The sequence below is a fragment of the Limnohabitans sp. genome (genome assembly GCF_044361645.1).
Lineage (GTDB): Bacteria > Pseudomonadota > Gammaproteobacteria > Burkholderiales > Burkholderiaceae_C > Limnohabitans_A.
On sequence record NZ_JBIKIL010000048.1, the window covers coordinates 1 to 24687 of the forward strand.

Annotated in this window: 24 protein-coding genes and 1 pseudogene; 10 read left to right on the forward strand and 15 right to left on the reverse strand. The window is 58.7% G+C overall.

Going from position 1 to position 24687, the window contains the following annotated elements; all coding sequences use genetic code 11:
* Positions 1-164 precede the first annotated feature (164 nt).
* Complete coding sequence (locus ACIQ39_RS09255) at positions 165-497, reverse strand: hypothetical protein (protein WP_396434325.1); 333 nt, start codon at positions 495-497, stop codon at positions 165-167.
* Positions 498-547: 50 nt separating this feature from the next.
* A complete protein-coding gene (gene scpA, locus ACIQ39_RS09260; protein WP_396434326.1) occupies positions 548-2725 on the reverse strand; it encodes a methylmalonyl-CoA mutase in 2178 nt (725 codons plus the stop codon).
* A 182-nt stretch (positions 2726-2907) separates the two neighbouring features.
* Between scpA and ACIQ39_RS09265 the strand changes: the two genes are divergently transcribed.
* Complete coding sequence (locus ACIQ39_RS09265) at positions 2908-3543, forward strand: GntR family transcriptional regulator (RefSeq protein WP_396434327.1); 636 nt, start codon at positions 2908-2910, stop codon at positions 3541-3543.
* A 13-nt stretch (positions 3544-3556) separates the two neighbouring features.
* Here the strand turns inward: ACIQ39_RS09265 and ACIQ39_RS09270 are convergent, their stop codons facing one another.
* The gene (locus ACIQ39_RS09270; RefSeq protein WP_396434328.1) at positions 3557-4021 is read right to left on the reverse strand and encodes a MerR family transcriptional regulator; all 465 of its coding nucleotides are present in this window, start codon (positions 4019-4021) and stop codon (positions 3557-3559) included.
* Between the two features lie 140 nt (positions 4022-4161).
* Between ACIQ39_RS09270 and ACIQ39_RS09275 the strand changes: the two genes are divergently transcribed.
* Both ACIQ39_RS09275 and ACIQ39_RS09280 read left to right on the forward strand, forming a co-directional pair.
* Positions 4162-4959, forward strand: coding sequence for an SDR family NAD(P)-dependent oxidoreductase (locus ACIQ39_RS09275; RefSeq protein WP_396434329.1), 798 nt, complete (start codon positions 4162-4164; stop codon positions 4957-4959).
* A 10-nt stretch (positions 4960-4969) separates the two neighbouring features.
* Positions 4970-5458, forward strand: a complete 489-nt coding sequence (locus tag ACIQ39_RS09280) for a hypothetical protein (RefSeq protein WP_396434330.1) — start codon at positions 4970-4972, stop codon at positions 5456-5458.
* Between the two features lie 136 nt (positions 5459-5594).
* On the opposite strand, the gene ACIQ39_RS09285 is transcribed toward ACIQ39_RS09280, so the two are convergent.
* Both ACIQ39_RS09285 and ACIQ39_RS09290 read right to left on the reverse strand, forming a co-directional pair.
* A complete protein-coding gene (locus tag ACIQ39_RS09285; RefSeq protein WP_396434331.1) occupies positions 5595-6326 on the reverse strand; it encodes a pyridoxamine 5'-phosphate oxidase family protein in 732 nt (243 codons plus the stop codon).
* Positions 6323-6955, reverse strand: a complete 633-nt coding sequence (locus ACIQ39_RS09290; RefSeq protein WP_396434332.1) for an FMN-binding negative transcriptional regulator — start codon at positions 6953-6955, stop codon at positions 6323-6325. The genes ACIQ39_RS09285 and ACIQ39_RS09290 overlap by 4 nt, the downstream gene beginning before the upstream one ends.
* Positions 6956-7050: 95 nt before the next feature.
* Here ACIQ39_RS09290 and ACIQ39_RS09295 point away from each other — a divergent pair, with 95 nt between their 5' ends.
* Positions 7051-8526, forward strand: coding sequence for a PLP-dependent aminotransferase family protein (locus ACIQ39_RS09295; RefSeq protein WP_396434333.1), 1476 nt, complete (start codon positions 7051-7053; stop codon positions 8524-8526).
* An 18-nt stretch (positions 8527-8544) separates the two neighbouring features.
* On the opposite strand, the gene dusA is transcribed toward ACIQ39_RS09295, so the two are convergent.
* Complete coding sequence (dusA, locus tag ACIQ39_RS09300; protein WP_396434334.1) at positions 8545-9546, reverse strand: tRNA dihydrouridine(20/20a) synthase DusA; 1002 nt, start codon at positions 9544-9546, stop codon at positions 8545-8547.
* Positions 9547-9636: 90 nt separating this feature from the next.
* On the opposite strand from dusA, the gene ACIQ39_RS09305 reads away from it, so the two are divergent.
* Both ACIQ39_RS09305 and ACIQ39_RS09310 read left to right on the forward strand, forming a co-directional pair.
* Positions 9637-10059: an NfeD family protein gene (locus ACIQ39_RS09305; protein WP_396434335.1), complete on the forward strand. Its 423-nt coding sequence runs from the start codon at positions 9637-9639 to the stop codon at positions 10057-10059.
* Between the two features lie 36 nt (positions 10060-10095).
* On the forward strand, positions 10096-11016 hold the full coding sequence (locus tag ACIQ39_RS09310) for an SPFH domain-containing protein (RefSeq protein WP_396434336.1): 921 nt from the start codon (positions 10096-10098) through the stop codon (positions 11014-11016).
* Positions 11017-11104: 88 nt separating this feature from the next.
* Here ACIQ39_RS09310 and phbB read toward each other — a convergent pair whose 3' ends face one another.
* Genes phbB through phaC form a run of 3 tightly spaced genes read right to left on the reverse strand, consistent with a single transcriptional unit; the run spans position 11105 to position 14817 of the window.
* Positions 11105-11842, reverse strand: coding sequence for an acetoacetyl-CoA reductase (phbB, locus tag ACIQ39_RS09315; RefSeq protein ID WP_396434337.1), 738 nt, complete (start codon positions 11840-11842; stop codon positions 11105-11107).
* A 48-nt stretch (positions 11843-11890) separates the two neighbouring features.
* Entirely contained in the window at positions 11891-13072 is a 1182-nt protein-coding gene (locus ACIQ39_RS09320) for an acetyl-CoA C-acetyltransferase (protein WP_396434338.1), read from the reverse strand.
* A 26-nt stretch (positions 13073-13098) separates the two neighbouring features.
* Positions 13099-14817: a class I poly(R)-hydroxyalkanoic acid synthase gene (gene phaC / locus ACIQ39_RS09325; protein WP_396434339.1), complete on the reverse strand. Its 1719-nt coding sequence runs from the start codon at positions 14815-14817 to the stop codon at positions 13099-13101.
* Between the two features lie 90 nt (positions 14818-14907).
* On the opposite strand from phaC, the gene ACIQ39_RS09330 reads away from it, so the two are divergent.
* Complete coding sequence (locus ACIQ39_RS09330) at positions 14908-15228, forward strand: hypothetical protein (RefSeq protein WP_396434340.1); 321 nt, start codon at positions 14908-14910, stop codon at positions 15226-15228.
* On the opposite strand, the gene ACIQ39_RS09335 is transcribed toward ACIQ39_RS09330, so the two are convergent.
* Entirely contained in the window at positions 15136-15894 is a 759-nt protein-coding gene (locus ACIQ39_RS09335; protein WP_396434341.1) for a polyphenol oxidase family protein, read from the reverse strand. The genes ACIQ39_RS09330 and ACIQ39_RS09335 overlap by 93 nt on opposite strands.
* 124 nt (positions 15895-16018) lie before the next feature.
* Between ACIQ39_RS09335 and aat the strand changes: the two genes are divergently transcribed.
* The 3 genes from aat (at position 16019) to ACIQ39_RS09350 (ending at position 18462) form a co-directional block, all read left to right on the forward strand.
* Positions 16019-16798, forward strand: a complete 780-nt coding sequence (gene aat, locus ACIQ39_RS09340; RefSeq protein WP_396434342.1) for a leucyl/phenylalanyl-tRNA--protein transferase — start codon at positions 16019-16021, stop codon at positions 16796-16798.
* Positions 16795-17532, forward strand: a complete 738-nt coding sequence (locus tag ACIQ39_RS09345; protein ID WP_396434343.1) for an arginyltransferase — start codon at positions 16795-16797, stop codon at positions 17530-17532. The genes aat and ACIQ39_RS09345 overlap by 4 nt, the downstream gene beginning before the upstream one ends.
* 153 nt (positions 17533-17685) lie before the next feature.
* Positions 17686-18462 (forward strand): IclR family transcriptional regulator, encoded by a 777-nt coding sequence (locus ACIQ39_RS09350; RefSeq protein WP_396434344.1) that lies wholly within the window; start codon positions 17686-17688, stop codon positions 18460-18462.
* Positions 18463-18499: 37 nt separating this feature from the next.
* On the opposite strand, the gene ACIQ39_RS09355 is transcribed toward ACIQ39_RS09350, so the two are convergent.
* The 5 genes and pseudogenes from ACIQ39_RS09355 to ACIQ39_RS09375 form a co-directional block, all read right to left on the reverse strand.
* A complete protein-coding gene (locus ACIQ39_RS09355; protein ID WP_396434345.1) occupies positions 18500-19657 on the reverse strand; it encodes a serine hydrolase in 1158 nt (385 codons plus the stop codon).
* Positions 19658-19802: 145 nt separating this feature from the next.
* Positions 19803-21341, reverse strand: coding sequence for a 2-isopropylmalate synthase (locus ACIQ39_RS09360; RefSeq protein WP_396434346.1), 1539 nt, complete (start codon positions 21339-21341; stop codon positions 19803-19805).
* Positions 21326-23011: a 2-isopropylmalate synthase gene (gene leuA, locus ACIQ39_RS09365; RefSeq protein ID WP_396434348.1), complete on the reverse strand. Its 1686-nt coding sequence runs from the start codon at positions 23009-23011 to the stop codon at positions 21326-21328. The genes ACIQ39_RS09360 and leuA overlap by 16 nt, the downstream gene beginning before the upstream one ends.
* Before the next feature lie 209 nt (positions 23012-23220).
* On the reverse strand, positions 23221-24042 hold the full coding sequence (gene pssA, locus ACIQ39_RS09370; RefSeq protein WP_396434347.1) for a CDP-diacylglycerol--serine O-phosphatidyltransferase: 822 nt from the start codon (positions 24040-24042) through the stop codon (positions 23221-23223).
* A gap of 117 nt (positions 24043-24159) precedes the next feature.
* A pseudogene (locus ACIQ39_RS09375) lies at positions 24160-24687 on the reverse strand (ketol-acid reductoisomerase); the annotation flags it as partial.

A 24687-nucleotide genomic window follows, 5' to 3' on the forward strand; every position in this document is an offset into this window, starting at 1 on the left:
TCGCTGGACCGCATTGGCACCCAGAAAATGACACACCTCCACCACACACGGCCATGTGGTGGTCAACCGCCAGTCGTCAGCCAACAAACTGGTGTAGTGCCGATGCGCCACGTCGCTGGCGTCAAACAGCGCCACCATGGGTCCGGTGTCGATCAAGGCCACCTTCACGGCATGTCCGTTTCTTGGTCTAAGCCAGACCAGACTTTGCCCTGCTTTTTGGCCTCTTGATATGCCAACCAATCGGCTTGACTGGCATCTTGTTTGGTTTTGAGCTTGGAGCGAATGGCCGCTTTGGTTGGCGAAAGGTATTCGCCGCCTTCAGGCAAAGGCTCCCGCACCTCCGCTTGCACCTTGAGCAACAGGTCATAGGGGTTCTTGCGCCCCAAGGCCCTCTCCAGCGCAGAAACAATGAACTGTGACTTGGTCACGCCCATGCGCTTGGCGGTCAGCTCCAGCTCTTTTTCAAGCAGAGGCTCCAGTCGAACGGATACAGCCATAACAGACTCCTTGAAGATGATTGCAATACCGTATTACTGTATCACAAACATCAAGTTAAAGCCTTCTTGATCTGCTCCAGCACGTCCTTGGCGCTGACCGGGATCGGGGTGCCCGGGCCGTAAATGCCTTTGACGCCCGCCTCGTACAGCATGGCGTAGTCCTGGCGCGGGATCACACCGCCCACGAACACGATGATGTCGTCTGCGCCCTGCTTCTTCAGCTCGGCAATGATGGCGGGCACAAGGGTCTTGTGACCCGCTGCGAGGGTGGACACCCCCACAGCGTGCACGTCGTTTTCAATCGCTTGGCGGGCGCATTCTTCGGGGGTCTGGAACAGCGGGCCCATGTCCACGTCGTAGCCCAAATCGGCAAACGCAGTGGCGACCACTTTGGCCCCCCGGTCGTGGCCGTCTTGGCCCAGCTTGGAAATCATCACCCGGGGGCGACGGCCTTGCGCGTCGGCAAAGGCGGCGATGTCGGCTTTGAGCTGGTTCCAGTATTCCATGGTGTCTCCTACGTTCTGGCCGTCGTCGTAGGCGGCGGCGTAAACACCTGTGACTTTTTGCGTGTCGGCGCGGTGGCGGCCAAAGGTTTTTTCAAGCGCATCCGACACCTCGCCTACCGTGGCCCGCAGGCGCATGGCTTGGATGGTCAGATCCAGCAAGTTGCCCTGGCCGGATTCGGCCGAAGCGCTCAATGCATCCAGCGCAGCTTGCACCTTGGCACTGTCTCGGCTGGCGCGGATGCTTTTGAGTCGTTCGATCTGGCCGTCGCGCACACGCACGTTGTCGATCGACAAGGTCTCTATCGGGTCTTCTTTGGCCAGCTTGTATTTGTTCACGCCCACGATCACGTCTTTGCCCGAATCGATGCGCGCTTGCTTCTCGGCCGCAGCGGCTTCGATCTTGAGCTTGGCCCAGCCACTGCCCACGGCCTGGGTCATGCCGCCCATGGCCTCGACCTCTTCGATGATGGCCCAGGCCTTGTCGGCCATCTCTTGCGTCAGGCTCTCCATCATGTAACTGCCTGCCCAGGGGTCGATCACGTTGGTGATGTGGGTTTCTTCTTGGATGATGAGCTGCGTGTTGCGGGCGATGCGCGAGCTGAATTCGGTGGGCAAAGCAATCGCTTCGTCAAACGAATTGGTGTGCAGCGACTGGGTGCCGCCAAACACGGCCGCCATGGCCTCGATGGTGGTGCGCACCACGTTGTTGTAGGGGTCTTGCTCGGTGAGCGACCAGCCAGATGTTTGGCTGTGCGTGCGCAGCATCAGGCTCTTGGGGTTTTTCGCCTCAAAGCCTTTCATGATGCGGCACCACAGCAAACGGGCGGCGCGCATCTTGGCGATCTCCAAGTAGAAGTTCATGCCCACCGCCCAGAAGAAGGACAGGCGACCGGCGAAGTCGTCCACGTCCATGCCTTTGGCGATGGCGGTCTTCACGTACTCTTTGCCGTCCGCCAAGGTAAAGGCCATCTCGAGCGCTTGGTTGGCACCGGCTTCTTGCATGTGGTAGCCCGAGATCGAGATCGAGTTGAACTTGGGCATGTTCTTGGCCGTGTACTCGATGATGTCGCCGATGATCTTCATTGAAGGCTCGGGCGGGTAGATGTAGGTGTTGCGCACCATGAACTCTTTCAGAATGTCGTTCTGAATCGTTCCGGAGAGTTGGTCTTGCGAGACGCCCTGCTCTTCGGCGGCCACCACGTAGCCGGCCAGCACCGGCAGCACCGCGCCGTTCATGGTCATCGATACGCTGACCTTGTCCAGCGGGATCTGGTCAAACAAGATCTTCATGTCCTCGACCGAATCAATCGCCACACCGGCCTTGCCCACATCGCCCGTCACGCGGGGGTGGTCGGAGTCGTAGCCACGGTGCGTGGCCAAGTCAAAGGCCACCGACACGCCCTGCCCGCCCGCGGCCAAGGCCTTCCGATAAAACGTGTTGGATTCTTCGGCCGTCGAAAAACCAGCGTACTGGCGGATGGTCCAGGGGCGCACCGCGTACATGGTGGCTTGCGGGCCGCGCAGGAATGGCTCAAAGCCCGGCAGCGTGTTGACATAGGGCAAGTTGACCGTGTCTTCGGCCGTGTACAAAGGCTTGACGACGATGCCGTCGGGCGTCTTCCAGTTGAGCGCGTTCACATCGCCACCGGGGGCGGATTTGACCGCTGCTTTTTGCCAAGCTTCCAAATTGGAAGCCTTGAATTCAAAGGATTTGGACATCATGGCGCTGGGCTTTCGGGACAAAATGGCTGATCCGGATTTTGGCAGCTGGTGAGCACTTACCGGCTTACAAGTACCGTGATTCATAATTATTGATGCAGAATATTTTACCCGGCTTACAATCTCAGCTCTGAAAAAGTTGCTCTCGACACTTCAAAAACCGGTTTTCCGGCAAACCCAGCACCATGTCTGCCCTGTCTCTTGCCCCCCGCGCCCTGTACGAAGAAGTGGCCGAACTGCTGCGCCAGCGCATCTTTGCGCGCGAATTGGAGCCGGGCAGCTGGATCGACGAATTGCGCATTGCCGAAGCGCTGGGCATCAGCCGAACCCCTTTGCGTGAAGCCTTGAAGGTGTTGGCCGCCGAAGGCCTGGTGACCATGAAGGTACGCCGAGGCGCTTATGTGACCGAGGTCAGCGAGAAAGACCTGCGCGATGTGTACCACCTGCTGGCCTTGATGGAATCGGACGCGGCCCGCATGGTGGCGCAAAACGCCAGCGTCGAACAAATGGCGCAAATCGAAGCCTTGCACCAGGACCTCGAAGAGGCCGTGGGCAACCGCGACCGATTCTTCGAGATCAACGAAGCTTTTCACATGTTGCTGCTGGAACTGGCCGACAACCGCTGGCGCGACCAGATGGTGGCCGACCTGCGCAAGGTGATGAAGCTCAACCGCCACAGCTCCTTGTTCAAGGAAGGCCGGATTGAACAATCCCTGGCCGAGCACCGCGCCATCGTGCAGGCTCTGACCCTGCGCCAGCCCGAACTTGCGGCCGAGCGCATGTCGGCACACTTCACGAACGGCTTGCAGGCCGCCCAATAAGCGCTCTCAAGACTCAGGCGCGCTTTTGGGCGGGGCCACCCGACAAAGCGCTCAAGAACGTCAACACGAAGTTGCATTCTTCATCTTGCAACACGCGCATGTCGCCCAAGGCCACAGGGGCCACGTAAGCCCGAATGACCTGCAGTGCGGCCATGCGCTCATCGATTTTGACCACCACAGCAGCCGCCAGACGCTCCAAGGCGGGCGCATCCAGCATGCCCTGGTCGCGTTCGCTGAGCAACAGCGCGATCTCGGCCAGGGTGAACCCCAAATCCTTCAGATGCCGAATGGCCTTGAGCCGGTCCGGCGTGTCGCTGCCGTACTGGCGATAACCGGCTTCGGTTCGGCTTTGGGGCGCAATCAAGCCCGCATCTTCATACAAGCGCAACTGGCCGCGGGTCACGCCAGCGGATTTGCACAAGACGCTGGTGGTCTGCAATGCCTTGAAATCATGGGCGGTGGTCAGGGTTTTGATCATGTTGGCACCCATCCTAAACCTGGCACCTAAGGACCGGGTCAAGGGGTTTTCAATGGCCTTGGACAAATAACCGCTTGACATGGCACCAAGGTACCGGGTTTCCAATGTTTTCTTTGACTCACGAAACAAGGAAGTTCGCCATGCACAAACACCCCACACCCCACAAAACAGCCCTCATCACCGGGGCCTCTTCAGGCATCGGCCAAGCCTTGGCCCATCACTTTGCCCAAGATGGCTACCAGCTGGTGCTGGCCGCCCGCAGCGTGGCCAAGATGCAAGCCCTGGCCGACGATTTGCAGCAGCAATTCAAGGTTCAGGTCATTGTCATCGGTGCAGACTTGGAAACCGAAGCGGGTGCCGTGCAGTTGCACGCCGACATTCAGGCACGCGGCCTCGTTTTGAGCGCCTTGGTCAACAACGCAGGCTATGGTGCATTTGGCGAGTTCAAGGACACGGCGCTCAGGTCAGAGCTGGCCATGATGCAACTCAACATGAACACGGTGGTGGTGCTGAGCAAGCTGTTCTTGCCGGATTTGCTCGCAACACGCGGCAAGATTTTGAACACGGCGTCCACGGCGGCTTTTCAGCCAGGGCCCTACATGGCGGTGTACTACGCCACCAAAGCATTTGTCTTGAGTTTCTCGGAGGCCCTGGCGAGTGAGCTGGAAGACACCGGCGTGACGGTGACCGCGCTGTGCCCCGGCCCCACCGCCTCGGGCTTTCAGGACAAGGCCCAACTGGGCAACTCGGCCCTGATCAAAGGCAAGACACTGCCCACATCCAAAGAGGTGGCCGCCTTGGGTTACCGCGCCATGCAGCGCGGCCAACGGGTCTATATACCGGGCTTCATGAACTGGGCCATGGCGCAAAGCATGCGCTTGACGCCGCGCAATCTGGCCACCAAAGTGGTGAAGATTTTGACCCGCCCCCTCGCTTGAGAACGAAGCCATGATCAACCCACTGAACAACTACTTCAGCGCAGAAAAGCAAGAAAGCGTGATCTTCATCACCGTGGGCTTGGTGGCCATTGGCGTGAGCGCCTGGCTTTGGATGAACGGTCATCGGCTCAAATCCATGGCCTACCCGCTGGTCGTCATTGCGCTGATGCAAATGGTGGTGGGCGTGTCGATTTACCTGCGCACCGACAACCAAGTCGCCACCCTGAGCGCGCAACTGCAGCGGGAACCAGCGGCGCTGAAGGCCCAGGAAATTCCACGCATGCAGACCGTCATGAAAAACTTTTCGATCTACAAGGGGGTCGAAATGGTGCTGCTGATCCTCGGGCTGGGCCTACTTGCCTTTTGGCAGCGCCACGACCTGGCAGCCGGGATCGGCATCGGCTTGGTCTTGCAGTCGGCTTTGACGCTGACCCTGGATATCTTTGCAGAGACGCGAGGATCCATTTATTTGTCGGCCCTGCACGCCATGCCCGGCTGAAGCAATGGGAAATGGCGTCAGTGTTCGCCTTACTTTTTGCAATGATGAACAAGTTATACGAATAAAACTTGAAGACCGTTATTGGGTTGAAAATCAGCCTTGGTAATGGCGACACATGTCAGATGACTTGGGTCGTTCATGACTTACCGTAGGTTGTGACATAAGCCTCTAATAAAGCGTCCTGCAGCGGTCGGCCAGCGGCATAGCCTGCAAGTGTGTCGGGACGCTGTGTTCCTTCCACCATTCGTGCACATCCTTCTGGCTGACCCAGCACTGTGGACACCGGAATGCGTTCGGCGTAGACAGGCAAAGCGTAATCCTCTTCGTCATCCACCACACCACGCGAACGGATCTTGGCCGAAGCACGATCAATGTCCATGGCAATCACCGAGGTCGCCTTGATCTCCTGCGCGTTTGCTAATCGCAATTGTGCGGTGCGCTGCGGGTAAAGGCGGTCGACCATCATCACGAGTGCGTGATGCTTCTCCTGTGGGTCTTCCAGGAGCCGGGCTTTGCCAAAGGCCATGACCGAGCGGTAATCGGCCGAGTGATTGAATCCAGACCGTGCCAGGACCAGTGCATCCAGATGCGTGACGGTGAGGCAAGCGGCCTCGCCATTCGCAAGGTTACGCAGCATGCGACTGGCGCTGCTGCCATGCCAATAAAGCCGATTGCCCTCTCGCCAAAAGAAAGTCGGTGTGCAGTAGGGCTGCCCATCGATCACATACGATACATGGCACAAAACGGCGGCATCGAGCAAGGCATGGACCGTCGCATGGTCATAAAAGCCTCGGTCATGTCGTCGCTTGACTTGATTGATCTCCGAAACTGGATAACTTGGATTTTCGCATTCATGTGCTCGCATCATGACTCCTTGATTGCATTACGCATCGCTTCGCCCAAACCCTCGGCCCCCTTGGCAAGCAGAGTGTCGGCGGCGTTGAGGCGATCCCGCACCTCACGGTTCTGGCTGAGCTTGGCCTTGCCCTCGATGCGTTGGATTTCCACCTGAATGCCGACCACCGCCTTGAGCATTTGGGCAATGTATTCGGGCGGTGAATCGCCCATCTTCCAGGGGCGGGGCTCGGAAGCCTCATGTTCGCGGGTCAGCCGCGCCACGACACGACGGACAAACTTTTCCTCGTCCATCACCGTCAGTCGGCCATGCACATGCACCACTTCGTAGTTCCAGGTGGGCACCTGCCGGTGGGTTTCGTGCTTGCTCGGGTACCAGTTGGGCGAGATGTAACTTTCGTTGCCGCGAAAGATCACCAACACGTCCGCACCTTGCTGGCATTGCTGCCAAACGGGATTGGCGCGGGCGACATGCGCTGTCAGCAGCCCATGCGGGCCCTGGTTGGGGTCAAACTCAAAGGGAATGTGGTTCGCATCCAAGCCGTCAGGCCCTGACTTGACCAGGGCGCCCAGCGGGTGATCCCGGAGGATCGTGTGGAGATCTTGCGGATTCTGGATGCGGAAATGGGCTGGGATGTACATCGGATCGGCTCAAATGGTGAAAAGCTGAAGACGGCATCTTGCCTTCTAACTGGTTTCGTTGGAAGATCCAGTTTTAAAATAAATCCCCATACCAGTTGAACAACAAGCAAAACCGATCTGACCATCGAATTTACGATTGGATCCGCTCACGTATCGATGCGGGCGTTTGGAGTCCGGGTGAAAAATTGCCTTCCACCCGAGCGCTTGCGGCCGACTTGGGCGTTTCGCGCAGCACCGTGGTGGTCATCTATGAACAACTTGCCGCCGAGGGGTACATCAAGACGGCTGTGGGCGCGCGCGCGCGGGTGTCCAATGGGCTCCAAACTCGCCAAGTCCCACCACATGCCATGCGCCAAGCCCCAAAGCAGACCCGCACACTGTCGGCCTACGGGGAAAGAATGGGAGCGCTCGCGTTTGCGCAGCGCCCCGTGAGCGACCCGCACCAGATCAACTTTTTATATGGGGCGATTGCCGAAGAAGATTTCCCGACATTGGCTTGGCGCAGACTCTACAACCGCGCTCTGGTCGATAAACAACACTTGCTGTACTACGGCGCAAGTGAGGGGGAGGCCTCACTTCGGGAGGCACTGCAAAGCTACCTGATGAGGGCGCGTGGTTTGCAGTGCACATCGGATCAAATTCTGATCGTGCAGGGAACGCAACAAGCGCTCGATCTTTGCGCCAAGGTGCTGGTCGACCCGGGTGATCCTGTGGTCATGGAGGAGCCCTGCTACCTCATGGCGCGCCGCACATTCGAGTCGATTGGCGCCAAAATCATGGCGACACCGGTAGATGAACAGGGCTTGGACTCCTCTGCGCTGCCCAGTACACCATGCACATTGGCCTACGTGACACCCTCACACCAATTCCCCTTGGGCTCGGTGATGTCGATCAGCCGCCGCCAAGCGCTGCTGGCATGGGCTCAGCGCCAATCGAGCTGGATCATCGAGGACGACTATGACAGCGAATTCCGCTATGGGCTGAGGCCCGTCGACCCCTTGCAGTCACTTGATACCCATGCTTGCGTGATCTATATCGGCACCTTCTCCAAGGCGCTTTCACCGCAATTGCGATTGGGCTACCTGGTGCTGCCCCCTGCACTTGTGACGCCATTTCGCCAAGCCAAACAGCTGGCAGATCGTCACTCGCCCATGTTGGAGCAGGCCATACTGGCAGAACTCATTCGCAGCGGCGCTTATGAACGCCATGTACGGCGGCTCAAGCGGGAAAACGACCGACGAAGGAGCGCGCTCTTGCAAGCGATCTCGGCTCATCTGGGCTTACGGGCGCGCGTTGAGGGTGCCGACTCGGGACTGCATGTTGTCGTTTGGTTCAAGGACATTCCAATGGACTCAGAACATGAAGTCGTTGCCAAGGCGAAGGAAAGCGGCGTGGGCATCTGGCCTGTCTCACCGCTCTTCGCGGAAGGAAGCAAGTTTCGAAAAGCACGATGCGCAGGCTTCGTTTTGGGTTATGCGAGTCTCAAAAAGAGTGCCATAGACAAAGGCATCGGGCTGCTTGCCGATGTCATGCAACCCTACTTTGCCAAGGCTGCGCCACTTCAAAATTGAAGCGCCCCAAAAAGCCGCTCAGTCGGTCACCACCGCACCCCGCGCCAACGCGGCGCGGGCCAGCTGCCAGACCTCACGCGGGGGCAAGGGCTTGAGTTTGTGGTCACTCCAAACTTGCCGCCACAAACGCCCACCGCGTTGCCCGTGGTACAGGCCCAGCATGTGCCGCGCGATCGCATACCAAGGGCAGCCGTCTTCGGCAAAGGCGCGCTCCATGTAGGCCACCATGGCCTCTTCCACCGCTTCGCGGCTGGGCACTTCATGCGTGTCGCCAAAAAAAGTGGCGTCCCAAGTGCTGAGCTGCCAGGGGTTGTAATAGGCCTCACGCCCGATCATCACGCCGTCAGCCTGCTGCAAATGGTGGGCAATCTCTTCGTTGGTCTTGATGCCGCCGTTCACCGCGATCAACAGGCCCGGAAAATCTTGCTTGAGCTGGTAGGCCAGCTCGTAACGCAGCGGCGGAATTTCGCGGTTTTCTTTTGGCGACGGGCCATCGAGCCAGGCATTGCGGGCATGCACGATGAACACTTTGCAACCGGCCTCGCTCACCGTGCCCACAAAGTCGCGCACAAAGTCGTAGCTTTCGATGCGGTCGATGCCAATGCGGTGCTTCACCGTCACCGGCAGGTCCACCACATCGCGCATGGCTTTCACGCCGTCGGCCACGGTGCGCGGCTCGTTCATCAGGCAAGCGCCAAACGCGCCGCGCTGCACCCGGTCACTGGGGCAGCCGCAGTTGAGGTTGATTTCGTCGTAACCCCACTCTTGGCCCAGCTTGGCCGCGTGGGCCAGATCGGCCGCATCGCTGCCGCCCAGCTGCAGAGCCACGGGGTGTTCTTCGGCATTCAAGCGCAGGTGCCGCTGCACGCTGCCGTGGCGCAGCGCACCGGTGGTGACCATCTCGGTGTAGAGCAAGGTGTGGCGGGTCAGCAGGCGGTGGAAAAACCGGCAGTGCCGGTCGGTCCAATCCATCATGGGCGCCACAGACAGGCGCCATCGGGCGTTTTCGGGAAATGACATGGGACTCGATTATCCTTGGCCTGCGCCGGGCTTGCCGCACAAGCTGCGGGGTGCAGATGGGCGTGGCGTATAAGGAATCAGGAGGTGCGCATGAGTGAAGCCAATATTTGGTGGCTGGTGACCGGGGCCTTGGTGGCGCTGGAGCTGACCACAGGGACTTTTTATCTGCTGATGCTGGGCATCGGCTCGGTCGCCGCGGCCTTGACGGCGCATGCCGGTTACGCCCTGAATGCGCAATTGGCCGCAGCGGCGGTCGTGGGCGCGCTGGGTGCGGCCTTGGTGGGCCAATGGCGCAGACGGCTGGCCAAAGCTGACACGGACTTGGCCCCCTCTCAACACCTGGACATCGGTGCCACCGTGCAGGTGAGCGACTGGGATGCACAGGGCACGGCCCGCGTGCAACACCGGGGCGCCACTTGGACGGCCATCCTGGCAGAAGGCCAACAGCCCGCCCCCGGGGCTTACCTCGTCCAAGACGTGCAAGGCAACCGCTTGGTGCTGGAAAAGCGCTGAGTTTTCATCTCAAACACAACAACCAAAGGGATACCCATGGAAGTCGCCATCGTACTGCTTGTCATTGCCATTCTGTTCATCGTCAAAACCGTCAAGGTCGTGCCCCAGCAGCAGGCTTGGGTGGTCGAGCGTTTGGGCAAGTTCCACGCCAGCCTGACCCCGGGGCTGAACTTTGTCGTGCCCTTTGTCGACAAGGTGATTCAAAAACACAGCCTCAAAGAAGTGCCCCTGGACGTGCCCAGCCAGATCTGCATCACGCGTGACAACACGCAACTGCAGGTCGACGGTATTTTGTATTTCCAGGTGACCGACCCCAAACTGGCCAGCTATGGCGCGTCGGACTACATCATGGCGGTGACCCAGCTGGCACAAACCAGCTTGCGCAGCGTGATCGGCAAATTGGAGCTGGACAAAACCTTTGAAGAGCGCAGCATCATCAACGCCCAAGTGGTCCAAGCCATCGACGAAGCCGCTTTGAACTGGGGTGTGAAGGTCTTGCGCTACGAAATCAAGGACCTGACACCGCCCAAAGAAATTTTGCTGGCCATGCAGTCTCAAATCACCGCCGAGCGCGAAAAGCGTGCGCTGATCGCCGCATCCGAAGGCCGTCGCCAGGAACAAATCAACATCGCCACCGGCGAGCGAGAGGCCTTCATCGCCCGCTCTGAAGGCGAAAAGCAAGCGGCCATCAACAAAGCCCAAGGCGATGCGGCTGCCATCACCGAAATGGCCAATGCCACAGCGCAGGCGATTGAGCGCATTGCCAGCGCCATCCGCCAGCCCGGCGGTGAAATGGCGGTGCAACTCAAGGTGGCCGAGCAAGCGGTGCAGGCCTACGCCAAGGTGGCGCAAGACGCCAAAACCACCCTGATCGTGCCGGGCAACATGAGCGAGGTGTCTGGCCTGATCGCCTCGGCCATGCAGATGGTGGCCACGGGCAAGCAGGCGAGCAGCTGAAGGCCAGCATGTAGACGCAGAAAAACCCGCCAAGGCGGGTTTTTTGGTTCAACCAATCGGTTTGGCAAGGCCTCGCCAAAGCCTGTGATCAGCCCATGTGCAGTCCACCGTTGACCGAGAAGTCTGCGCCAGTGGCGTAGCCGCCCTCGTCGCTGGCAAGCCAGGCAATGATGGAGGCAATTTCACTGGGCTTGCCCAGACGCTTGACCGGCACGGTGGCCACAATTTTCTCCAGCACATCGGGACGGATGGCATTGACCATGTCGGTGCCGATGTAGCCAGGGCTCACGGTGTTCACGGTCACACCTTTGGTGGCCATCTCTTGGGCCAAGGCCATCGAGAAACCGTGCATACCGGCTTTGGCGGCCGAGTAGTTGGTCTGGCCGGCTTGGCCTTTTTCGCCGTTGACCGATGAGATGTTGATGATGCGACCCCAGCCCTTTTCGACCATGTCGGCGACCACTTGCTTGGTCACGTTGAACATGGAGTCCAGGTTGGTGTTCATCACAGCTTGCCAGTCTTCGCGGCTCATTTTCAAGAACATGCGGTCCTTGGTGATGCCGGCGTTGTTGACCAGCACGTCAATGGAGCCGTGCTCGGCCTTGGTTTTGGCAAAGGCTTCCACGGTGGAGTCCCAGTCACCCACATTGCCGACCGAGGCGTAAAAGGTGAAGCCCTGGGCTTTTTGATCGTCCAGCCATTTGGTGAAGTCACGGGTGGGGCCGCAACCGGCAATCACCTTGAAGCCTTCTTGATGCAGGCGCTGGCAAATTGCGGTACCGATACCGCCCATGCCGCCCGTGACGTACGCTACTTTTTGACTCATGTTTGTCTCCATTTTGGATGAGTGGTTGAAATGAACAAGTTAAGCAAATTAGACGCGCTCGATGGCCAGCGACACGCCCATGCCACCGCCAATGCACAAAGCGGCCAAACCTTTTTTGGCTTGGCTGCGCTGCATTTCGTGCAACAAGGTCACCAAGATGCGGCAACCGGACGCGCCGATGGGGTGGCCAATCGCAATCGCGCCGCCGTTGACGTTGACCTTGGCCGGATCAATGTCCAGCGCCTGGTTCACGGCGCAGGCTTGCGCGGCAAAGGCTTCGTTGAGCTCGAACAAGTCCACATCCTGGGCTTTCCAGCCCGCACGGGCCAGCGCTTTTTGCGAAGCAGGCACGGGGCCCATGCCCATGGTGGCCGGGTCCAGGCCACTGGTGCCAAAGGCGACAATGCGGGCCAGGGGTTTGAGGCCCAAGGCAGCGGCTTTTTTGGCGCTCATGACCATCACAGCGGCAGCGCCGTCGTTGATGCCCGAGGCGTTGCCCGCGGTCACGCTGCCCGCTTTGTCAAAGGCGGGGCGCAGGCCTGCCAAGACTTCAACGGTGGTTTTCTTGTTGATGAACTCGTCGCTGTTGAACACCAAGGCGTCGCCTTTGCGCTGAGGGATCAGCACGTCGACGATTTCGTCTTTGAACTTGCCCGCCTCTTGCGCCGCAGCGGCCTTGCTCTGGCTGGCTGCGGCCAAGGCGTCTTGCATGTCGCGGCTGATGCCGTGGGCCTTGGCCACGTTTTCGGCGGTGATGCCCATGTGGTACTGGTTGTACACGTCCCACAGGCCGTCGACGATCATGGTGTCGGTCATTTTCCAGTCACCCATGCGCTGGCCGTCGCGGCTGCCGTTCAAGACATGCGGGCTGGCGCTCATGTTTTCTTGGCCACCAGCGATCACGATTTCGCTGTCGCCCCAAGCAACAGCTTGCGCGGCCAGCATCACGGCCTTGAGGCCCGAGCCGCACACCGCGTTGATGGTCAGGGCCGGGGTTTCTTTGGCCACACCGGCTTTCATCATGGCTTGGCGGGCGGGGTTTTGTCCCACGCCTGCGGCCAGCACCTGGCCCATGATGACTTCACCGATGGCGTCCACCGGCAAGCCACTGCGCGCCAGCAAACCCTTGATGACGATGCTGCCCAACTCGGTGGCGGGGGTCTTGGCGAGCGCGCCGCCAAATTTGCCCACGGCGGTGCGTGCGGCTGCAACGATGACGATGTCTTCCATTTTTTGTCTCCAGTAAAAAAAATCAATCAGGCTTTGGCTTTGACGTAACGGCCCGGGGCCGCTTCTATGGCTTTGAATTGACCGGCTTTGCCATAGGTCTTGGGGGCGGCGATTTGCTTGCCCGCGTGGCCCTTGAGCCAGTCCGACCAATCGGTCCACCAGCTGCCGGGCACTTCCTGCGCTTGGTCGATCCAGTCGTTCACATCGGCTGGGAATTTGCCGGTCTCGCTCAACCAGTGGCTGCGTTTTTTGGCCGCTGGCGGGTTGATCACACCGGCGATGTGGCCCGAGGCCCCCATGACAAAACGCTTCTTGCCCGGCAGCACTTGCGTGCTGGCGTAAGCGCCGCCAATGGGCACGATGTGGTCTTCGCGCGAGCCGTAGATGTAGACCGGCATGTCCACCTTGCCCAAATCAATGGCCTCGCCGCAGACCTTGAGCTTGCGGGGTTTGACCAGGTTGTTCTCAAGGTAGGTGTTGCGCAAATACCAGGCGTAAAAAGGACCGGGCAAATTGGTCGAGTCGCTGTTCCAGTACAGCAAATCAAACGGGGGCGGGGTCTCGCCCTTGAGGTAGTTGCCCACCACGTAGTTCCAAACCAAATCGTTGGGGCGCAAAAAGCTGAAGGTCGAGGCCAAATCTTGGCCCTTGAGCAAACCGCCTTGGCCCATTTGCTGCTCGCGGTACTTGACGAAGTTGTCGTCGATGAACACGTCCAAAATGCCGGTGTCGGTGAAGTTGATCAGCGTGGTCAAGAAGGTGGCGCTGGCCACCGGTTTTTCACCCCGCGCGGCCAACACGGCCAAAGCAGTGGACAAGATGGTGCCGCCCACACAAAAGCCCAAGGCATTGATTTTGGGCGCGCCGGTGATGGCCTGCACCGTGTGGATGGCCTCGATCGCCGCTTGCGCGATGTAGTCGTCCCAGGTTTTTTGCGCCATCGACTCGTCGGGGTTGCGCCAGCTCACCACAAAAGTGCGGTGACCTTGGCTCACCGCGTAGCGAATCAGCGAGTTGGTCGGTTGCAAGTCGAGGATGTAAAACTTGTTGATGCACGGCGGCACCAACAAAAACGGCTTTTCATAGACCTTTGGCGTGAGCGTCTTGTATTCGATCAGTTGAAAAAATTCGTTCTCAAACACCACCGCGCCCTCGGTGGTGGCGACGTTCTTGCCCACCTCAAACAGGCTTTCGTCGGTCATCGAGACATGGCCTTGCTGCATGTCGTGCAGCAGGTTTTGGATGCCTTTGGCAATGCTTTCGCCTTGGGTGTCGATGGCTTTCTTTTGCGCCTCGGCATTGAAGGCCAAAAAATTGCTGGGCGCCGCAGCCGCCACCCATTGTTCGATGCCAAAGCGGATGCGGGTGCGGGTTTTCTCGTCGGCATCGACCGCATCGGCCAGGCCCATCAGGGTGCGGGCATTGAGCAAATACGTGGCGGCATTGAAGGCGGCCATCGGGTTGGCCGCCCAAGCCTCGCCAGAAAAACGGCGGTCCTTGGCTTGCAAGCTGTTTTGCAAGCCTTGATTCCACAGATCAGAGGCGTCTTTGAAATACTGGCTTTGGAGGGTCTGCAGCTTTTCAGGCGAGAATTTAAACTCGGGCAAGGCCGCATCGGCGGTGGGCTTCATGCCCCCTAAATCGATGGTCTGCAAATGCTGCAGGGCCTGACCCCAAGTCTTGCTGAGGTTTTGCTGAAAACTCTCGCTCATTTGGGCCCAGACATCCGGTTGGGATTGGCTCATCGCTTGTCTCCTGCTTGAATCATTTTTTGAACGGTCTCGGGGGAGTATCTTTCAATTTGTTGTCACCTAAATTACAAGGGCTAAAAATTTATGTATTTGATCGTGATTGGCTGGCTTTATGTCACCTTGTTGATGGCCTTGGCCGAAGCTTTCAGCTCGCAAGGCAGCGTGCTGGGGGCCATCATCACTTTTGTGTTTTATGGTTTGCTGCCCATGAGTTTGGTGGTTTACCTCATGGGCACCCCATTGCGCCGCAAGGCTATTTTGAAAAAAGAACAGCTGGCCAGGCAAGAAGCCGCCAAAGCGGTGCCCGACAGCTCAGCGCCCGAGCCAGATACAAGCGGCCATGCGCCCAGTGTGCCCGAGGCGAGTGCTGTCCCTGCGGTGCGAAAAGAAGTGCTCCGGCCTTGAGACGGTACACCAAGGCAAACTGCCGTCGTTGCCGTAAATGCCCGACACCCCCAGTGCTTGCAGTCGCAAACGCGCAAGCCCGGCCAGATTGGCCATGAACTTGCCATTTGCAGAAGCTCTGAACATCGTCTGTGAGGCCATGGTGCCATCGTCCAAGGCGGCTTTGACTTCGGGTCCCACCTCAAACGCCTGAGGACCTATGCACGGGCCCAGCCAGGCCAAAACTTGGGACACATCAACACCTGCGCCTGCCAAATTTGAAAACAAAGCTTCCAGCACACCCTGCGCTTGCTGGCCTGCTGGCTGCAGAAAATCTGAGATGCGGGGGAAGTTTGCCAAGCCTCGCCAACCTGCGTGGGCTGCGGCCACCCACCGCCCGGCTCGATCGCAGAGCAGCACCGGCAAACAATCGGCCACCATGATGGTGCATGACAGGCCTGCATGCCATGTCCAAGACGCGTCGGCAGTCAAGCCATCGGGCGTTGACGGCTGCAGCTGCACCACGTCATGGCCATGCACTTGACGCAAAAACGTCGGCTTTGTTGCTGTGTATGCAGCCAATTGCTGGCGGTTCGCCTGCACATGCCGTGGCAAATCACCCACATGATCGCCCAAGTTCATGCGGTCCCAAGGCGCAAGCGACACCCCGCCTTGACGGCTGGTCATGACACTGCCAACAACGGCAGGGGCTGGCCAATCGGGTCGAGTCCAAGTTGCTGGTGTCGTTTGCATCGACAAAATCATAACGCTGCAAACTGCATTGGCCCCGGTTTTATTGTGTAATTGCGAAATGAACAGCCAAGCCGATGCGCCATCTGAAGCCCCCGAATTGCCGTGGATCTTGGCGGACAAACCCCTGCCCCCCACCGACTTGGCCTGGGGGCCCTTTTCACCGGCACCCGGATTACTTGCCGCCAGCAGCGAGATTTCTGCGCAGCGCTTGGTTCAAGCCTACGGCGAAGGTGTTTTCCCGTGGTTCAGTGCCGGCCAACCGGTGCTGTGGTGGAGCCCTGACCCCCGCATGGTGTTGCACACCCTGGACTTTCGCCTTCACAAGTCGCTGCGTAAAAATTTGCACCGACATGCCTTGACCCCCGGCTTCGAATTGTGTTTTGACCGCGATTTTCAGCAGGTCATCCGCCGTTGTGCAAGCGCTTCACGCCAAGGGCAAAAAGGCACTTGGATTGTGCCGAAAATGATCAAGGCCTATGACGATCTGCACCGCTTGGGCTTGGCCCACAGCTGCGAGGTTTGGGTCAACGGCGAATTGGTGGCGGGGCTTTATTTTGTGGCTTTGGGTCGTGCGGTGTTTGGCGAGTCGATGTTCACCACCGTCACCGACGGCTCCAAAATGGCCCTTGCTTGCCTGGTCAGTGTGTGCTTAGAGCACAAAATTCAGGTGATCGATTGCCAACAAAACACGCGCCACCTGGCCTCTTTGGGAGCCAAGGAAATGCCGCGCCGCGACTTCTTGCAGGGCGTGCACAACGCCAAATCACAAAGTGGCATCGATTGGGCAAAGCAAAGTTTGTGCTGGCCTGCGCTTGCGGCATTGGGTGATCACAAGTGACCCACCTCAAAGACTTGCCACTGCAAGCCCTGCAGTTCTACGTCACTGCTTCTTATGCTTGCAGTTACTTGCCCGAGCGCTTGGCACGCTCCCAAGTGGCCACGCCCAGCCACCTCATCCACGACGAGGTGTATGGCGACTTGGTGGACCAAGGCTTTCGCCGCAGTGGCCTGTTCACCTACCGCCCTTATTGCGATGGGTGCCAAGCTTGTCAACCCCTGCGGGTGCTGGCCCAGCACTTTCGGCCGAACCGCAGTCAACGCAGAGTCCTTGCAGCACACCAAGGTTTGAGCGTGCGGGTCTTGGACCTGCAATTTGACCCTGAGCACTACGCCCTGTACTTGCGCTATCAAAATGCCCGGCACTTAGGCGGCGGCATGGACCAAGACAGCGTAGAACAGTACACCCAGTTTTTGTTACAAAGTCGGGTCAATTCACGCATGATTGAGTTCCGATGGCCAGCCGAAGATGGCACCCTGGGCGCACTCAAAATGGTCAGCATTGTGGATGTGCTAAGGCAAGGGCTCTCAGCGGTCTACACTTTTTACGAGCCCGATGACAAAGCCGGGTACGGCACTTATGGGGTGTTGTGGCAGCTTCAACAAGCCGCCCAATTGGGCCTGCCCTACGTTTATTTGGGCTATTGGATTGAGGGCAGCCCCAAGATGAATTACAAGACCAGGTTTCGACCCTGTGAGCTTCGACTCCAGGGAGAATGGCAAGCGTTTGAGTAAGTCCACCTCCCATGCCTGCTTGGCCTGCGCTGGGGCCGGCTCTGTGCCGTACACAGCAGTCACTGGTGCAGCTTGGTTGTGCGTGATGGCTGTGCCTGAAGACCCAGCCCCGGCAGCTCACGGTGTAAGATCATCTGGCACCTGCAGTACCCGATGAAAAAAGACCCCGCTTCCACACCCGCGCCCACGATCCAAGTGATTGAGCGCTTGTTCACACTGATTGACGTGCTCGCCTCACGCGAGGAGGCCATTTCACTCAAAGAAATCAGCCAAAAAACCGGCCTCCACCCGTCCACAGCGCACCGGATTTTGAACGATCTGGCGACTGGCCGTTTTGTAGACCGCCCCGAAGCGGGCAGCTACCGACTGGGCATGCGTTTGCTGGAATTGGGCAACTTGGTCAAAGGTCGCCTGAATGTGCGTGATGCGGCTTTGACACCCATGCGGGACTTGCACAAATTGATTCAACAACCCGTTAACCTGAGCATGCGCCAAGGCGATGAGATTGTTTACATTGAGCGCGCCTACAGCGAACGTTCGGGCATGCAAGTCGTGCGGGCCATTGGTGGGCGGGCCCCTTTGCACCTGACGTCGGTGGGCAAACTGTTTCTGGCTGCAGACGACCCATTGCGTGTCAGGTCCTACGCCGCTCGCACGGGCTTGGCTGGCCAGACCCGCAACAGCATCACACAGTTGCAAGTCTTGGAGCGTGAATTGACACGCGTTACCCAATCGGGTTTTGCACGCGACAACGAAGAATTGGAGTTAGGCGTGCGGTGCATCGCCGCAGGCATTTACGACGACCAAGGCAAGCTGTTGGCGGGTTTGTCTATTTCAGCGCCGGCGGATCGCTTGGACGAAGCTTGGCTGCTCCAACTTCAAGAAACAGCCAAAACGATTTCTGCAACCTTGGGTTTCGAGCCGCACTGACACAAACAGGGCTGGACATGTCTGGTGCGCCAAGCGTTCAGCTGGGCAAGCGCTGGGCATGCGTGGAGACATCGGAGTGCAAAGACGATTTTTGCTCCAGCCATTTGCGAACCCTTTCAGCATCACCCAAGCGTCCCACTTTGCCGGTAGAGTCCAAAAACACCATGATCAGCTTGCGCCCGGCCACCTGGGCCTGCATCACCAAACACCGACCCGCCTCTGAGATGTAACCTGTTTTTTGCAGGCCAATGTCCCAATCCGGATGCTTGACCAATCGGTTGGTGTTGTTGTACTGCAGGGTTCGACGCCCCACCGACACCTCTCGGCCATGGGAGGTTGAGAGTTCGCGCAACATCGGCTCGTTGTAGGCCATGGCGGCCAGCACAGCCAAATCGCTGGCGCTCGACTGGTTCAGGCTAGACAGCCCCGTGGGTTCAACAAACCGGGTGTCGGCCATACCGGTCAGCACGGCGCGCTGGTTCATCCGCCGCACAAACGCATCCATGCCACCCGGAAAGGTGCGCCCAAGCGCATGGGCTGCGCGGTTTTCGCTGGACATCAAAGCCAGGTGCATCAACTCACCACGGCTCAAAACTGTGCCCACGGCCAAGCGAGACGAACTCCATTTTTCCGTGTCGACGTCGGCCTGGGTGATTTGAAGGGACTCATGCATTGGCAAATTTGCCTCTGCGATGACCAAAGCCGTCATGAGTTTTGTCAGCGAGGCAATCGGTAAAACGGCATGGTCGTTTTTGCTGAAAAGAACCTCGTTGGTTTCCTGATCCACCACCAGCGCCACACTGGAATTGAGGCCCAAAGCATCTGAGGTGGCATGCAAACCGGCCATCTGCCCAAACGATGCGCGGACCGGCCGCGCAGCTGCCACGGGTTTGGCGTTGCGTGGTTTGATCGCCGTTTTGGCGCGCGGGCCTTGAGCCCTGGAGGCCGCTTGGGCTGTCTGTTTTTTCCGGGTAGAGGCAACTGCAGGCTTTTGCCCTTTGCGCTTGGGCTGCGCTTTGGCGCTTTGGTTTTTTCGGGCGACCGACGCTTTGTCGTTTTTCTTTGTTTGTTTTTGTGCCGCGCTGGTCTTTTGCTTGCCATTTTGGGCATACACCAAACTGAACTGGCTGGAGATGATGCTCAGCAGACCCACCACCATGGCGAAAACAGCCATGCGCAGCCAAGCTTTGTTCAACGGTATAGAAAAGACAGATTTCAACAGCTCACCTTAGGGTCAAATTTTTCAACTTGCACCCGAGTGTACCCAAATTAAAAAGTCGCGCAAGAACAATCACTTACGCGACTTTCATAAAGCAATTAATTACTTATTTAGACCACACTCAACCCTGCGCAGCCACCCGGTCGGCCTTGCTTTGCAGTTTGTTCAAGGCGCTCAGATAGGCCTTGGCAGAGGCCACGATGATGTCGGGGTCAGAGCCGACACCGTTGACCACGCGCCCGCTGTTTTGCAAACGCACGGTCACCTCGCCTTGGCTTTCCGTCGAGCCACTGATCGCATTGACCGAGTAGAGCACCATCTCCGCGCCGCTTTTGATGTGGGACTCGATGGCTTTGAGGGAGGCATCGACCGGTCCGTTGCCATCGGATTGGCTGTGCACCTCTTTGCCGGCCACCGTGAACACGACCGAGGCATGCGGGCGTTCACCGGTTTCGCTGTGCTGCGACAGGGAGACAAAGCCATACTGCTCCTTTTCAGAAGTGACGCTTTCATCACTGACCAAGGCCAAAATGTCCTCGTCGAAGATCTCGCTTTTGCGATCGGCCAACTCTTTGAACTTGGCAAAGGCGTTGTTGATTTCGGTTTCGCTGTCCAGCGTGACGCCCAAGTCTTGCAAGCGCTGCTTGAAGGCGTTGCGGCCACTGAGCTTACCCAACACGATTTTGTTGGTGGTCCAACCCACGTCTTCGGCACGCATGATCTCGTAAGTGTCGCGGGCCTTGAGCACACCATCTTGGTGGATGCCCGAGGCGTGCGCAAAGGCGTTGGCGCCGACCACGGCCTTGTTGGGTTGCACCACAAAGCCGGTGGTCTGGCTCACCATGCGGCTAGCGGCCACGATGTGGCTGGCGTCGATGCCCACATCCAAACCAAAGTAGTCACGCCGCGTTTTCACCGCCATGACCACTTCTTCGAGTGAGCAATTGCCCGCCCGCTCACCCAAGCCGTTGATGGTGCACTCGACCTGGCGTGCGCCGCCGATCTTCACACCAGCCAGGGAATTGGCCACCGCCATGCCCAAGTCGTTGTGGCAATGCACAGACCAGATGGCTTTGTCCGAGTTGGGGATGCGCTCACGCAGTGTGCGGATGAATTCACCGTACAACTCGGGCACGGCATAGCCCACGGTGTCGGGCACGTTGATGGTGGTCGCGCCCTCATCGATCACCGCCTCCAAAACGCGGCACAGGAAGTCCATGTCGCTGCGGTAGCCGTCTTCCGGGCTGAACTCCACGTCGCTGATCAAATTACGGGCATAACGCACCGATTGCTTGGCCTGCTCGAACACCTGGTCGGGCGTCATGCGCAGTTTCTTTTCCATGTGCAAGGGCGATGTGGCAATGAAGGTATGGATACGGCCGCTGTTGGCGCCCTTCAAAGCCTCTGCCGCACGCGCAATGTCGCGGTCATTGGCACGCGACAAAGAGCAGATGGTCGAGTCTTTGATGGCGGCAGCGATGGCTTTGACGGCTTCGAAATCGCCGTTCGAGCTGGCGGCAAAGCCGGCTTCGATCACGTCGACCTTGAGGCGTTCGAGCTGGCGGGCGATGCGCAGCTTCTCGTCGCGGGTCATGGAGGCACCGGGCGATTGCTCGCCGTCGCGCAAAGTGGTGTCGAAAATGATCAGTTTGTCTGCCATGTGGCCTCCTGGGTGTTGACTTGCATGCCTGTGCGATTGAGGCCCGACAGGATGGCCTTGAGCGAGGCGGCCACGATGTCAGCGTCGCGGCCGACGCCAAACAAGGTCCGCTCGCCGATGCGCAGCTCTATGTAGGCCGCCGCCTGGGCGTTGGCGCCGCCGCTGACGGCATGCTCATGGTAATCGAGCACCCGCACCGTCTGCCCCAAGCCCGCTTGCAAGCCGTTCACAAAAGCATCGATCGGACCATTGCCTTGGCCTTCAATGTCAAGCGTCCGGCCAGCGCAGCGCACCTGGGCCTGCACCCGCACCTGCTTGTCCGCCGCAGGTTGAACGGCGTGGCCCAACAGTTGGTGGCCGTCCAGCATGTACTCGCGCTCAAACAGGCCATGGATGTCTCGGGCCGACTGCTCTTTGCCGGTGTCGTCCATCACATGCTGCACCACCTGGCTGAACTCAATTTGCAGGCGCCTGGGCAACTCCAGCCCGTATTCGCTCTCCAAGAGGTAAGCGATGCCGCCCTTGCCCGACTGGCTGTTGACACGGATCACCGCCTCGTAGCTGCGGCCCAAGTCCTTGGGGTCCAGCGGCAAATAAGGCATGTCCCAAATGTCGCCCTCTTGGCGGGCGGCAAAGGCTTTTTTGATGGCGTCTTGGTGCGAGCCCGAAAACGAGGTGTAGACCAAGTCGCCCGCATAAGGGTGGCGGGGGTGCACGGGCAGCTGGTTGCACAGCTCCACGGTGCGGCGTACCTCATCAATGTCCGACAGGTCCAGGCCCGGCGCCACGCCCTGCGAGTACAAGTTGAGCGCCACATTCACCAGGTCCAGGTTGCCGGTGCGCTCGCCGTTGCCAAAGAGGCAGCCTTCAAGCCGGTCTGCGCCCGCCATCACCGCAAACTCGCCCGCGGCCGTGCCTGTGCCTCTGTCGTTGTGGGGATGCACAGACAAGACCAGGCAGTCGCGGCGTGCCAGGTGGCGGTGCATCCACTCGATCATGTCGGCAAAAATATTGGGTGTGGAGTGCTCCACGGTCGATGGCAAATTGATGATGCACTTGTGCTCGGGCGTGGGTTGCCACACCTCGGTGACCGCATCGACCACGCGCTTGGCAAAGTGCAATTCGGTGCCAGAAAACATCTCCGGCGAATACTGAAAAACCCACTCAGTGGCAGGCTGCTCGGCAGCCAGGGCCTTGAAAAGCCTGGCGTTTTCGACGGCCAAATCCACAATGCCGTCTTCCGACAGACCCAACACCACGCGGCGCATGACCGGGGCCGTGGCGTTGTAGAGGTGGACAATGGCCCGCCGAGCGCCTTGCAATGCCTCAAAAGTGCGTCGAATCAGGTGCTCGCGCGCCTGACTGAGCACCTGGATGGTGACGTCCGGCGGAATCAGGTTCTCGTCGATGAGCTTGCGCACAAAGTCAAACTCCACCTGCGAGGCCGACGGAAACCCCACCTCGATTTCCTTGAAGCCCATGGCCACCAAGAGCTCGAACATGCGCAATTTGCGCGCCATGTCCATGGGCTCGATCAATGACTGGTTGCCGTCGCGCAGGTCCACGCTGCACCAAATCGGCGGGCGGGTGAGGACGGCGTCAGGCCACTGGCGGTCTTTCAGGCCCACTGGTGCGAAGGGCTTGTATTTGCTGGCGGGGTTCTTCAACATGGTCATGGTGTGTTCAGGTGAAAAAGGTTCTGGTGATCCGGCAGCCCCAATAGAAAACGGCCCGCTGCGGGTGCAAACGGGCCGTTGACTGGGAACACGCGTGCGCGCTACCGTCTCCGCCCGTTAGGCGCTAGCAATAGTGCGAACAAAACAAATTTCATACAAAGACTTTAGCACAACTCAACATCGCTCATGTCCGGTACACGACATCACTGGTGCAAACCACGCTCATCAGGCTCATCGGTAGAGGTGCTGATCATGCTGGTGGGCTGGCCCTTGGCTTTGCGCCAGATGTAGATGAAGTAGCCGCTCAGGCCATACGCGACAAACAAACCAAACAAGACCGTCGGCGGGTCGATGTTCACTGCCGCAATGCCCAAAGCCACCAACACCAAGGTGGCAAAGGGCACGCTCTTTTTCATGTGCATGTCTTTGAAACTGTAAAAAGGCACATTGGTCACCATGGTCAAACCCGCAAAGAGGCAGACTGCAAACATGCCCCAAGAGACCGATTTGGGTGACACGGCATTTTCAAACATGATCCACACAAAACCCATGACCAAAGCTGCAGCCGCTGGCGAAGGCAAGCCCTGAAAGTAGCGTTTGTCCACCACCCCAGTGTTGACGTTGAAGCGGGCAAGACGCAAGGCAGCGCAAGCGCAGTACACAAAAGCGGCAATCCAGCCCCAACGGCCCAACTCCTTGAGGGTCCAGACATAAGCGATGAGGGCGGGCGCAGCGCCAAAAGACACCATGTCAGACAGCGAGTCCATTTGCTCGCCAAAGGCGCTTTGGGTGTTCGTCATGCGGGCCACTCGGCCATCCAAGCTGTCGAGCACCATGGCACTGAAAATGCCCACCGTGGCCAAATCAAATCGGCCATTGATGGCCATGACAATGGCATAAAAACCTGCAAAAAGCGCGGCCAGCGTGATCATATTGGGCAACATGTAAATGCCCTTGGAGGGTTTGCGCACCGGGGCGGCGACCTCTGCGTCTTGTGCAACTTCGTTTGCGTTGGTTTTACTCATCGTCTGGTCCTGTTACGGTTTTATGGGCGCCACCCTTGTCGGTCAAGTTTAAGACAGACCGCGCGCCCAAGAAAAAGGCCACCGCAGTGGCCTTTTCAAAATCACCCAAGGGCCCCATCAGTTGCGGGTCTTGTCCACCAACTTGTTCTTGGCAATCCAAGGCATCATGGCGCGCAATTGGGCGCCCACCACTTCGATGGAATGCTCGGAAGTCAAGCGACGACGCGCGGTCATGCTCGGGTAATTGGTCTTGCCTTCCAAGATGAACATCTTGGCGTATTCGCCCGTCTGAATGCGCTTCAAGGCGCTGCGCATGGCTTCGCGCGACTGCTCGTTGATGATTTCAGGACCGGTCACGTACTCGCCGTATTCGGCGTTGTTCGAAATCGAGTAGTTCATGTTGCCGATGCCGCCTTCGTAGATCAGGTCCACGATCAGCTTCAACTCGTGCAAGCACTCAAAGTAAGCCATTTCAGGGGCGTAACCGGCCTCGACCAAAGTCTCGTAACCCATCTTGATCAGCTCCACCGCGCCACCGCACAGAACAGCCTGCTCGCCGAACAAGTCGGTCTCGGTCTCTTCTTTGAAGTTGGTTTCAATGATGCCAGCCCTGCCGCCACCGTTGGCCATGGCGTAGCTCAGGGC